The organism is Ruminococcus sp. FMBCY1 (assembly GCF_023921805.1).
GTDB lineage: Bacteria > Bacillota > Clostridia > Oscillospirales > Acutalibacteraceae > Ruminococcoides > Ruminococcoides intestinale_A.
Genome location: NZ_CP074197.1, coordinates 383,868 through 396,239 on the forward strand (window position 1 = coordinate 383,868; position 12,372 = coordinate 396,239).

The 12,372-nt window shown below is 39.0% G+C and carries 11 protein-coding genes, 2 tRNA genes and 1 CRISPR repeat array (1 of these 14 cut by a window edge); of the genes, 12 read left to right on the forward strand and 1 reads right to left on the reverse strand.

The features are described 5' to 3' along the window. Positions 1-606: a CRISPR direct-repeat array (repeat unit 29 nt; unit sequence CTATAAATCTATCCATATTGGATTTTAAA); it begins 5,156 nt to the left of the window's first position. 171 nt (positions 607-777) lie between these two features. The 4 genes from KGF34_RS01720 to rpiB are packed head-to-tail and all read left to right on the forward strand — an operon-like array spanning position 778 to position 4,023. After that, positions 778-2,445, forward strand: coding sequence for a formate--tetrahydrofolate ligase (locus KGF34_RS01720; protein ID WP_252559625.1), 1,668 nt, complete (start codon positions 778-780; stop codon positions 2,443-2,445). After that, positions 2,445-2,870: a tRNA (adenosine(37)-N6)-threonylcarbamoyltransferase complex ATPase subunit type 1 TsaE gene (tsaE, locus tag KGF34_RS01725; protein ID WP_252559626.1), complete on the forward strand. Its 426-nt coding sequence runs from the start codon at positions 2,445-2,447 to the stop codon at positions 2,868-2,870. Before KGF34_RS01720 ends, tsaE begins: the two co-directional genes overlap by 1 nt. Continuing rightward, the gene (gene tsaB / locus KGF34_RS01730; RefSeq protein ID WP_252559627.1) at positions 2,867-3,577 is read left to right on the forward strand and encodes a tRNA (adenosine(37)-N6)-threonylcarbamoyltransferase complex dimerization subunit type 1 TsaB; all 711 of its coding nucleotides are present in this window, start codon (positions 2,867-2,869) and stop codon (positions 3,575-3,577) included. The genes tsaE and tsaB overlap by 4 nt, the downstream gene beginning before the upstream one ends. Continuing rightward, on the forward strand, positions 3,571-4,023 hold the full coding sequence (gene rpiB, locus KGF34_RS01735) for a ribose 5-phosphate isomerase B (protein ID WP_252559628.1): 453 nt from the start codon (positions 3,571-3,573) through the stop codon (positions 4,021-4,023). Before tsaB ends, rpiB begins: the two co-directional genes overlap by 7 nt. A gap of 422 nt (positions 4,024-4,445) precedes the next feature. On the opposite strand, the gene KGF34_RS01740 is transcribed toward rpiB, so the two are convergent. Continuing rightward, on the reverse strand, positions 4,446-4,697 hold the full coding sequence (locus tag KGF34_RS01740; RefSeq protein ID WP_252559629.1) for a TIGR03905 family TSCPD domain-containing protein: 252 nt from the start codon (positions 4,695-4,697) through the stop codon (positions 4,446-4,448). Positions 4,698-4,858: 161 nt separating this feature from the next. On the opposite strand from KGF34_RS01740, the gene KGF34_RS01745 reads away from it, so the two are divergent. From KGF34_RS01745 to KGF34_RS01780, 8 genes are all read left to right on the forward strand, one after another. Further along, positions 4,859-5,884 (forward strand): DnaD domain protein, encoded by a 1,026-nt coding sequence (locus tag KGF34_RS01745; protein ID WP_252559630.1) that lies wholly within the window; start codon positions 4,859-4,861, stop codon positions 5,882-5,884. 13 nt (positions 5,885-5,897) lie between these two features. Then, positions 5,898-6,893 (forward strand): ATP-binding protein, encoded by a 996-nt coding sequence (locus KGF34_RS01750; RefSeq protein ID WP_252559631.1) that lies wholly within the window; start codon positions 5,898-5,900, stop codon positions 6,891-6,893. 246 nt (positions 6,894-7,139) lie between these two features. After that, positions 7,140-7,213, forward strand: a tRNA-Gln gene (locus KGF34_RS01755). 33 nt (positions 7,214-7,246) lie between these two features. Next, a tRNA-Pro gene (locus tag KGF34_RS01760) sits at positions 7,247-7,323 on the forward strand. Positions 7,324-7,388: 65 nt separating this feature from the next. Next, positions 7,389-7,850: a DUF4358 domain-containing protein gene (locus tag KGF34_RS01765; RefSeq protein ID WP_022233961.1), complete on the forward strand. Its 462-nt coding sequence runs from the start codon at positions 7,389-7,391 to the stop codon at positions 7,848-7,850. A 73-nt stretch (positions 7,851-7,923) separates the two neighbouring features. After that, complete coding sequence (locus KGF34_RS01770) at positions 7,924-10,158, forward strand: UvrD-helicase domain-containing protein (RefSeq protein ID WP_252559632.1); 2,235 nt, start codon at positions 7,924-7,926, stop codon at positions 10,156-10,158. A 12-nt stretch (positions 10,159-10,170) separates the two neighbouring features. Further along, on the forward strand, positions 10,171-11,367 hold the full coding sequence (locus KGF34_RS01775; RefSeq protein ID WP_195410450.1) for a serine hydrolase domain-containing protein: 1,197 nt from the start codon (positions 10,171-10,173) through the stop codon (positions 11,365-11,367). A 93-nt stretch (positions 11,368-11,460) separates the two neighbouring features. After that, positions 11,461-12,306, forward strand: a complete 846-nt coding sequence (locus tag KGF34_RS01780) for a hypothetical protein (RefSeq protein WP_207735296.1) — start codon at positions 11,461-11,463, stop codon at positions 12,304-12,306. Positions 12,307-12,372: the final 66 nt, after the last annotated feature.

Consider the following 12,372-nt stretch of genomic DNA (forward strand, 5'->3'; position numbering starts at 1 on the left):
ATCCATATTGGATTTTAAAAGTTAATTGCTCGGTGTCAAGCCTATCAATGAACCCCTATAAATCTATCCATATTGGATTTTAAAAGTGGTTGCGGATTTTTTCAAAATTTTTCTTGATTTTCTATAAATCTATCCATATTGGATTTTAAAAGCTTATGTGCACGCATTATAGTATCATATGCGTATTCTATAAATCTATCCATATTGGATTTTAAAATATTTTGATAGAACACCCCTGGCAAAATACGATTACTATAAATCTATCCATATTGGATTTTAAAATCAGTTTCTGATACAAATAAATGGAGATTTGATACTATAAATCTATCCATATTGGATTTTAAAATTATTTGATTGTAAGTCTTATGGTCTTTCTGTTGCCTATAAATCTATCCATATTGGATTTTAAAATTTAAAATCTTCCACCGCTGTGTACGGTGCTACTGCTATAAATCTATCCATATTGGATTTTAAACAAAAGCGCTATATAAGCACCAAGAGCACTTGGTAATCTATAAATCTATCCATATTGGATTTTAAATGACAAAGCGTCACCGCCCGCTTTACCGGCTGAACTCTATAAATCTATCCATATTGGATTTTAAACGCAACAGTATCCGTTGTAACTGAATACATCAAAGTAACTTTACCTAATCTGCAGCAATTAAACCCGAGTATTTTATATTCTATTGTAAAATATATTTTCTTATTGGAATAATAGAGGGGGAAAGTTTTGTTATAATTAAAGAAATATATTTGAACGGAGGTATTTTCAATATGTTAAGTGATATTGAAATCGCTCAGGCTGCGACCTTACTCCCGATTAAAGAGGTTGCCGCACAGATCAGAATTAAAGAGGATGAGCTGGAGTTTTACGGCAAGTATAAGGCTAAACTTTCAGACGAACTTGCCAATCGTTTGGAAAATGAGCCGGACGGAAAACTTATTCTTGTTACAGCTATAAATCCAACCCCCGCAGGTGAGGGCAAAACAACTACTTCTGCAGGTCTTGGTCAGGCTATGGCTAAGATTGGTAAAAAGGCTGTAATCGCTCTAAGAGAGCCTTCACTCGGTCCTGTATTTGGTATTAAGGGCGGCGCTGCAGGCGGCGGTTATTCTCAGGTACTTCCTATGGAAGATATTAATCTTCACTTTACAGGCGATATGCACGCTATTACTTCTGCAAACAATCTTTGCTGTGCAATGCTTGACAATCATATTCAGCAGGGTAATGTTCTCGGGATTGATCCTCGCCAGATTCTTATTAAGAGATGTCTTGATATGAACGACAGAGCTTTGAGAAATATTGTTGTCGGTCTTGGCGGCAGAGTGAACGGTATTCCTCGTGAGGACCACTTTATAATTACTGTTGCATCTGAAGTTATGGCTATCCTTTGCCTTGCTGACGATATTTCTGATTTAAAGAAAAGACTTGGTAATATTCTTATTGCTTATACATATGCAGGCGAGCCTGTTTTTGCAAAGGACATCAAGGCTGACGGTGCTATGACAGCTCTTCTTAAAGACGCTATCAAACCAAACCTTGTTCAGACACTCGAGGGTACCCCTGCTATTATGCACGGCGGTCCTTTTGCCAATATTGCTCACGGCTGTAACAGCATTCGTGCTACAAAGCTTGCGTTAAAACTTGCCGATTACTGTATTACAGAGGCAGGCTTCGGTTCAGATCTCGGTGCAGAGAAATTCTTTGACATCAAGTGCAGATATGCAGGTTTTAAGCCGTCTGCCGTAGTTATTGTTGCTACTTGCCGTGCGTTAAAGTACAACGGCGGTGTGCCTAAGGCAGAGGTTTCTGCAGAGAATCTTGAGGCTCTTAAAAATGGTATTGAAAACCTTGGTGTTCACATTGATAACATGAGAAAGTACAATGTTCCCGTTGTAGTTGCTATCAACCAGTTCGGTACAGATACAGCAGAGGAACTTGAGTTTATCGAGAGTTACTGTAAATCTAAAGGCGCAGACTTTGCTCTCTCAAATGTATTCTCAAAGGGCGGAGAAGGCGGTACAGAACTTGCCAAAAAGGTAGTAGAGGCTTGCGAAAAGCCGTCTGATTTTGCTCCTATTTATTCAGATGACCTTACAATTAAAGAAAAGGTTGACAAAATTGCAAAAACAATTTACGGCGCTTCAAGAGTAAACTATACAAAGGCTGCCGAAAAGGCATTGAAGCAGATTCAGGCTCTCGGCGGTGAAAAACTTCCTGTTTGTATTGCAAAAACACAATATTCGCTTTCTGATGACCCAACACTTCTCGGTGCTCCAAAGGATTTTGAAATCACAGTAAAGAATCTTACACTTTCAAACGGTGCAGGATTTGTAGTTGTATATACAGGTGATATTATGACAATGCCGGGTCTTCCGAAAGTTCCGTCGGCAGAGAAAATTGATGTTACCGAGGAAGGAAAAATTAACGGTTTATTCTGATGATTACTGTAAATACTCATAATGCCCGTGAAACAGAGGCACTCGGCGCAAAAATTGCCGAAAAGTTGTGCGGCACGGAAGTAATCGCTCTTTTTGGCGGTCTTGGTATGGGCAAGACTGCCTTTACAAGAGGACTTGCCGGTGCGCTCGGTGCAGGAGAAAATGTTTCAAGCCCTACATTCGCTCTTGTCAATGAATATTCTGGTAAGTATAATATTTTTCATTTTGATATGTACCGTGTAAATACATGGGATGATTTGTATTCCACAGGATTTTTTGATTATATCGATAACGGTATAATCATTATTGAGTGGAGTGAAAATATTGAAGAGGCTTTGCCTGCCGATTGTATTAAAATCAGAATCATTAAGGGCGAAAATGATGATGACAGAATTTTTGAAATTGAAGGTGTTGATCCGCAATGAAAATTCTTGCAATAGATACAAGCGCCACAGCTGCGTCAACCGCAATTTGTGACGAAAACAAAATAATAGGTGAGTTCTTTATAAATACAAAACTTACTCACAGCAGAACACTTATGCCTATGGTTGAAAGTCTGCTTGCAAACACAAACATAACGACAACAGATATTACCGCCGTTGCGGTAAACTGCGGTCCGGGTTCGTTTACAGGTGTAAGAATCGGTGTTGCAGCGGCTAAAGGACTTGCTTTTGCCGATGATTTGCCTTGCATAGAGGTATCGACGCTTGAAAGCCTTGCGTATAATTTGCAATCTGCAAATGGGATAATCTGTTCTGTTATGGACGCTCGTTGTTCGCAGGTTTATAATGCGCTTTTCAAATGTGACGGCATAAAGCCCGAAAGACTTTGCAAAGACAGAGCTTTGTCTGTTGCCGAGCTTTCAGAAGAACTTAAGAGTTATGACGAAAGAATCATTCTTGTGGGTGACGGCGCTGAGCTTTGCTTTAATGCAATGAAAGAAACCCTCTCAAATGTTGAGCTTGCACCAATCAATGTAAGATTTCAAAGAGCGTCATCAACAGCAGAAATAGCTATTGAAAAATTTAATAATGGGGAAGTGCTTTCAGCGGCAGAGATAATGCCTATGTATTTAAGACTGCCACAGGCTGAAAGAGAACTTAAAAAGAAAATGGAGGAAAAGAAATGTTAGCACTCGGTTGTGATCACGGCGGATATAACCTTATCTGCGCAATTAAAAAATATCTCGACGAAAAGGGTATTGAATATAAAGATTTTGGTACTTACAGCACAGACAGCGTTGATTATCCTGTTTACGGCTATAAAGTTGCAAAAGCAGTAGCAAGCGGCGAATGTGAGCTTGGTATTCTTTGCTGCGGCACAGGCATAGGTATTTCTATGGCTGCAAATAAGGTCAAGGGTATTCGTGCGGCTGTTGTAAGCAATGAGTTTTGCGCTGAAATGACACGCAGACATAACCACGCAAATATTCTTTGCATGGGCGGCAGAGTAACAAGCGAAGAGGATGCAGTTAAGTTTACAGATATTTTCCTCAATACTCCCGAAGAAGGCGACAGACATTTAAAGCGCCTTGCTATGATTGACGAGATTGAGGCAGGTACTTTCAAGGTTGACTGATTTCGGGAGATTTTTATGTCCGACGAAGAATTAGAGGTGTTGAACGACATCAAATATATTCTTTATGTCTGTTATGCTTGGAAATAAACTTGATGATGTGAACGCAAAAATTGATGAAACCAATATTCTGTAAAACGAACTAAAGGGTTATGGTTTTGAAAACTCTTTTGTTTAAGTTACCAAACAGCAGGCTGTTTGGCTATCGTCAGATTACATAAGCGGAAAGTATTTGTGGGCTTTGCCCACACCCACAACCTTTGAAAAGGTTGACCAAACTTTTATAATTTTTGTGATACACCGGAATTTCTTGACAAAACACTGCATAAAACCGTCTAAATCTTAAAACCAAAGTAAAAAGCTCTCTTTACGCAAATAAAGAGAGCTTTAATGTTATGATAAATATAAAGTTTTAGCCGCAGAGCTTATTCAAGTTCAAGAGCCTCTTCAATAGCGTAAGAAAGCTGATCGGGGCAAGATGTACCTCTGCCACGGCAGTCAATGCCTTTTAATCTCTTTACAGCCTCTTCTGCGTCCATACCTTTTACAAGAGCACAAATGCCTTGAGTGTTGCCTGAGCAACCGCCGATAAATTCGCAGGATTCTATAATTCCGTCATTTATCTCAAGGTTAATCTGTCTTGAACAAACACCTTTTGGAATGTATGTATATTTCATTATATTACCTCCTTAAAACATTTCAACTGTATTTTAACATATTTCTTTAAAAAAATCTATAAAATTTAAAAATATGTGTCGATTTTTAAATTTAGTGTGATATAATAATGTGTACGATAAAGTTTGATTATAATATTTATTTTGGGTCAGAGGTATATGAAATGTCTATGAAAATTAATCTTGGTGCTTGGAATTCAATATTTGCCGTGCCTTCGTCTGTTGTAGACGAGGGACTTAAGTTTTCGGACGGCGTTAAACTTAAGGTATTGTTATATCTTTTGCGGCACAGTGGGGAAGATGTGAACGAAAGCGACATCAGTAAGGCGACAGGCGTAAATGAAACCGATATTCCGGAGGCAGTTGAATACTGGGTTATGAAAGGTATCTTTTGCCAAAATAACGGTGCTTTTGAGCCTGCACAGGCAGAACAGCAAACGACTGAACAGTCTGCGGTAAAACAAGTCGAAAGCAATAATACTGCCGCTCCGATTGAAAAGGAAGAGCCTACAGTTCCGCATATGTTTGTAAGACCGCAGCGCCCCGATTATGTTTATGTGGCACAACAGCTTGCGGTTGACGAAGAATTTAAAATGCTTGTAAACGAGGCACAGACAGCCCTCGGCAAGCCTTTATCAAACTCCGATGCATCGTCGTTACTGTTACTTAAAAATACCTGCGGTTTGCCTGTAGAGGTAATTATAATGCTTATTCAGTATTGTATAAGCATCGGAAAATCTAACATAAGAGCCATTGAAACAATAGGTTTGAGATGGTCTGATGCGGGAGTTTTCTCGATTGAGGAAGCCGAAAATAAAATAAAACAAGCACATCGTGCAAGCCAGAGTTTTACGATTGTAGCATCTGCGTTCGGTTTAAAAAATACGGGTTCTCCTACTAAAAAGCAGGTTGAATACGCCGATTTGTGGGTAAACGAGTGGAAATTTTCTCCCGAAATGCTAAGAGAGGCTTACGAAAGATGTGTTGACAGTAAGGGCAGCTGCGATTTCAGATACATAAACGGAATTTTAAAACGCTGGAATTCAAGTGGAATTTACAATGTTGACGATTTAAACAAATTTGACAGCAGACCCGATAAGTATAAGCATAAAGGCGGAAACAGGAATGACGCCAACACATCATATAATATAAATGATTTGCAGAGATTAGATACAATCGACAGTATTTAGTGTGGTGATATAAATGGGATACAGTAAAGAAATTTACAGAGCGACAAAAGCAAAAATGGAAGAAAGGCGCACCAAAGCCGAGAGAAGAGCGGAGCAGGTTCGTGAAGAGGTTTACAGAAGAGTTCCGAGAATAGAGGAGCTTGAAAAAGAAATATCTTCATGCGGAATACTTGCGGTTCGTGCGGTTTTAAACGGCGGAGATGTAAAGTCTGCCACGCAGGATTTGCGTGCAAAAAGTCTTTCTATGCAAAATGAAGTCAAAAAGCTGCTTACAGAAAACGGCTATGAAGAAAATTGCTTTGAACCGCATTACAACTGTAAATACTGCAAAGATACGGGATATATAGAAAAAGACGGAAGAACAGTGTATTGCCCTTGCTTTAAAAGATTGCTTGTAGCAACTGCGTGCGAGGAGCTTAACCGTACTGCGCCTTTAAGACTTTCCACTTTTGAGAGTTTTGACCTTAATATGTACAGTCACGAGGTTGATAAGGCGAGCGGAGTATCACCTTTTGATAAAATGCAAAAAATTTATAATTATTGCGTGCAGTACGCAAGGACTTTTACGCCCGAGTCAAAGAGTATACTTATGAGAGGCGGCACAGGTCTTGGCAAAACCCACCTTTCGCTCGCTATTGCCAATGAGGTTACAAGGCGTGGTTTCGGTGTAATCTATGTGTCTGCACCTATGCTTATGTCAACGCTTAGCAATATGCATTTTTCCAAAGAGTCCAACGATTCCGAATATTTTGAAATGCTCACAAAGTGCGATTTACTAATTATTGATGATTTAGGCACAGAGTTTTCAAATACTTTTTCAAATACACAGTTTTATAATTTGTGTAATTCAAGAATGCTTTTGAGAAAGCCTTTGATAATAAACACAAACCTTTCGATAACAGAACTTGAAAAAACTTATACTTCAAGATTTATTTCAAGAATATACGGAGAGGGTGTAAGGCTTAATTTTGTCGGCGATGATATAAGACTCAAAAAAAGTTTTAGCTAAAATTCCGTATTTTTTGTATTTTTCAAATTTTAGAAAAAATTGAAAAAAGATGTTGACAAAACACACGTTCTGCTATATAATAGCTATTGTTGATTGCGTGAAAGTAAGCAACAAGTCAATGCTGAACGAAAGTTAAAAACTTCTAAAAAGTTTTAAAAAATTTCAAAAAAGTGTTGACAAAACGCACTTCATAATATATAATATATATCGTTGATTGCACGGCTTGCAGCAATGAGCAATAAACATTGAGGAATGGTGTAACGGTAGCACGACAGACTCTGACTCTGTTTGTTGGGGTTCGAATCCCTATTCCTCAGCCATTAAAAGCCCCGAGTAATCGGGGCTGTTTTTATCGAGGTGTAGCGCAGTTTGGTAGCGCACATCGTTCGGGACGATGGGGTCGCAAGTTCGAATCTTGTCACCTCGACCATCTGAATACGCCGGGTCACACTGATTCGGCGTAATTTTTTTATAAGACATTTTTGGAGGTTAATTATGAAAAAGGTAGTTTCTTTGGTAACAATATTTGTACTTTGTCTTACTGCGCTTGCAGGTTGTTCAGGCAGCAAAGAGGTTGATTTAAAAACAGTTCTTTCTGACATCAACTCTAAGTATTCATTGGACTTAAAAGAGCTTACAGATTCTAATGATCTTAAAAAATATTACAGCATAGACACAGAAGATGTTAAGCAGTTTGCGGCAGAAATCAATTCAGACAGCAATTCAAGAGTTGAAATCGTACTCGTTGAGGCTGTTGACGCTGACGCTGCATCAAGAGTAAACGATGCGCTTTCTAAGACATACACTTCAATCGTTACACAGTATTCAGGCTACAATGCCGAAAAACTTCCTATGGTTGAGGCTTGCAAGGTTACACAGGACGGCAACTATGTTACAATGATTGTTGCAGACCAGGGTCCTGAAATTCTTGAAACATTCTACGGCTACATAAAATAAAATCGTCAGATTATACGGGCGGACGCAGTTCGCCCGTTTTCTGTGTTATTAAACTTTTAACGGGAATATTGCTATGGTACAATCAGAATTAAAAAAACAGTTTTCACATATGAATAATATGCAGCAGCAGGCTGTATTTTGCACAGAAGGCCCTTTGCTTATACTTGCGGGTGCAGGCTCGGGCAAAACAACCGTTCTTGTAAACAGAATTGCGTATATTTTGCAGTCTGAACTTTGCAAACCGTGGCAGATACTTGCAATTACCTTTACAAATAAGGCGGCAGGGGAGCTTAAAGAAAGAATCTGCAACGCTGTTCCGGAAGGCGGTTCGGATATTTGGGCGGCTACATTTCACTCTACCTGTGCGAGAATTTTAAGAAGATACGGCGACAGAATCGGTTTTACAAGTCATTTTACCGTTTACGGTACTGACGATCAGAAAAAACTTGTAAAAGATATTTTAAAACAGCTTAATTATGACGAAAAAATGTTGCCGGTAAAAAGAGTGCTCAACGAAATTTCAAAAGCCAAGGATGAAATGCTTACTCCGCAGGAAATGCTCAAAAGAGCAGGTTACGATAACCTCAAGCAGTCCGTGGCAAAAGTATATGAAATTTACCAGTCAAGACTAAAAACCGCAGATGCAATGGACTTTGACGATATGCTCTGCAAGACTGTTGAGCTTTTTCAAAAATGTCCCGATATACTTGAATTCTATCAAAATCAGTTTAAATACATAATGGTTGATGAGTATCAGGATACAAACAAGGTGCAGTATAAATTTGTGAGTATGCTCGCCGCAAAATACGGCAACATCTGCGTTGTAGGTGATGACGACCAGAGTATTTACAAATTCAGAGGTGCTACAATTGAAAATATCCTTTCTTTTGAAAACACCTTTAAAGGCGCTAAGATGATAAGACTTGAGCAGAATTACCGCAGTACACAGAATATTCTTAATGCGGCAAACGGTGTTATTTCTAACAACACAATGCGTAAGGGCAAAACTTTGTGGACTGAAAATGCCGTTGGCGATAAAATTGAGGTGCATACTTCCGATTCCGAGCGTGACGAAGCTCAATTTATTGCAAAAACTATACTTGACGGTGTTGCAGACGGCAGAAAATTCTCTGATTTTGCAATTCTTTACCGAATGAATGCGCAGTCAAATGCCATTGAGCAGGCTTTGTCAAGAAGTGGTATTCCGCATAGGGTAATCGGCGGCAGACGATTCTATGACAGAGAAGAAATCAGAGATATGGTTGCATATCTTCAGGTTATTAATAATCCGCACGACGATGTCAGACTGGGCAGAATTATTAATGTGCCAAAGCGTGGTATTGGCGCAACTACACTTGAAAAAGCCTCTGAAATTGCCGCGGGACTCGGCGAAAGCATATATTCCGTAATTAAAGATGCAGATGTATATCCACAGCTTTCAAGAGCCGCAACAAAGTTAAAGAGTTTTGTTGCGCTGATTGACGGTCTTATGGAGGCTGAACAAAGCGGAGATTATTCTCTTGCGGAATTATACAATCTTATTCTCGAACATACAGATTACGAAAAATATTTAAAAACAGAGAAAGACAACCCCGATGTAAGAATTGAGAACATCGAAGAGCTTTCTTCAAATATTATCAAATTTGAAGAGGATTACGCAGAAGAAGCGTCACTTTCAAACTTCCTTGAGGAAATTTCATTGCAGACAGATATTGATAACTATGATGCAGAAGCGGATTCATCGGTAATGATGACATTGCACAGCGCAAAAGGACTTGAATTTCCCGTAGTTTTCATTGCAGGTCTTGAAGAAGGTGTGTTCCCGTCAATTGCCACAATGATGAATCCCGATGAACTTAACGAGGAACGCAGACTTGCTTATGTAGGTATTACAAGAGCAAAAGAAAAGCTATACATTACCAAGGCAAAGTCAAGAATGTTGATGGGTCATACAAGCTATAACAAAGTATCACGCTTTGTAAATGAAATCCCGCCCGAATTACTTAATTATACAGGCGAGAAAAAGACTTTTGCGTCAACAAACGGTTTTTCCGCATCCTCAAGTCATATCAGTATCGGTGCCGGTTCAAAATTCACACCTAACAAAAGTTTTAATACATTTACTAAACCTGCCGTTAAATCGGGTACTGTTTACAAAAAAGGAGATTGCGTATTCCATAAGGTATTTGGCAAAGGTATGATTATGAAAACCGAAAAAATGGGCAACGACACAATGCTTGAAGTTGCTTTTGATAAGGCAGGCACAAAAACTCTTATGGCTAATTTCAGTAAAATGGAAAAAATCTGATGAGGTGATTTTTTGAAGGCTTTAGCAAAATCATTAATGTGCGTAGCTATGGCGGCGTGTTCCGCAGTTGCATTTACAGGCTGTGACAATGATTCGGAATCTTCGGCTACAACAGCACCGCAGACTACAAATTCTACAGGTGCATCGACGCAGGGACTTACCGTTGCGCCTGCAACTGCTGATGAAGTACCTACTAATCCTGCATATAATTTTACAAAATTAAAACAGGATACCGACAGCATAACAGCTAAGTTCGATAATACACTTGTTGCAAGTAAATTCAGAGGAACTGTATATTATAAACTCGGAAATGATTTTGAATATATAGGCAATAACGGCTATGCCGACAAGGGTTCGCATACATATAATTCACTCAATACAAATTACTACATAGGTTCGCTTACAAAGCAGTTTACCGCTGCGGCTGTTATGATTTTACAGGAGCAGGATAAGCTGAGCACAGATGATACGCTTGACAAGTATTATCCCGATTATAAGTACGGTTCGGATATAACTATCCGTAATTTGCTTACAATGACAACAGGCTTGCCGGATTATCTCGGCAAATCTGACGAAAGCGTGCGTGCAAATGCTCCGCAGTACGATATTTCAGAGAAAAATTCCGCTAAAGATAATCATTCTGTTATTTTAAAATGGATATTATCACAAGAAATTGATAATGATGAAGAAAATTACAGCTATTCAAATTCCGATTATTTTATTCTCGGTGACATAATCGAAAAGGTAAGCGGAAAAAGCTATGAGGAATTTTTGAAAGAAAATATTTTTGAGCCGCTCGAAATGACTTCGACAACCTTTGAGAGCACAGACCAACTTGCTACAGGTTATCAGGATATTTTTGACGATGAGTGGAATATTTATCCGGGTGTTGCGTATTCTTCTACGGGTCTTATCTCCAATTTGAGTGATTTGCTTAAATGGACAGATGCTATTACGGGAAGTGAATTGTTGTCTGCAAAATCCAAAGAAGAAATGTTCACTCCTTATAAATCAAGTTTTGCGTACGGTTTGTATGTTGACGATTGCGGTAATTATTATTGTGACGCAGCATTCTACAGATTTAATGCAAGAATTGTATTTGCGCAGGACCAGAGCAAAGTATTCATCGCTTTTTCAAATTATACGCAGTCAAATCCGAAAGCTGTAAACAAAAACCTTGATGAAATTTTAAAGCCTTATTTAAAATAAATCAACTCAATATTCACAATTAAGTATAACCTTCATAAAATGTATTGTTACAGAGCGTAAGCCTGTTAATACATTTTATGGGGGTTAATTTTTATGCCAGATGTATCATACGGCACAGTACCACGGCAGTCGGGCAACGAACCGCTTACCGAAAACAAATGCACAGACGCTGTCTGCATAAACGCAAGCCGTATTTATGACAGTTGCGGCTCAAAGGATTGCCTTAGCAATCTTGCGGTTTATTTTACACCTTGCAGTCAATCTGTTATCAATAACGCATCATCTGTAAAAATCTGCAAGGCAAGCGTTATAACCGCCGATGTAAGCGTTGAATCAATCGCTTTTCATCGTGGCTGTTATGCGGTTGATGTTACATTCTATTTTGATATTTCTCTTGAGGCATATACCTGCGGTTCAACAATTCCGTCACGGGTAAACGGACTTGCAATTTACGGTAAAAGGTCGGTTCTTTACGGCAGTGAATCAAATTCAAAGAGCTTTTCGAGCGACAGTTGTATAGTTTGCTCTCAACCTGTTACATCATGCGGTTGCACGGAGTTTTTACCAAATGCAACAGTACAAATTTCCGAACCTATGGCTCTTTCGGCACGACTTATAAAAGGAAGTGTTCCGCAGCTTCCTTGTGCTCCTATACCTGAATGTGTAATAACATACTTTGGTGACGATTTTGCTGTGACCGGAGATGCGAGCGTAAGTGCCACTATCGGTATTTTTACAATTACACAGCTTGAGAGAAATGTACAGATTATGATTCCGTCATATGATTTTTGTATTCCTCGCAAGGAATGTAAGCCTGAAAGTGACGACCCGTGCGAAGTATTCAGCAGGGTAGATTTCCCTAACGAATCATTCTTCCCGCCGAATGCAAGACCTGAAGAAAGAGAAAAATGTAATTTTGAGTGTGGCTGTAACGGCTGACAAAGAAAAAGGCAGGCAGTTTTTACTGTCTGTCTTTTAGCTTGTTTCATTAAAGTTAAGGTGAAT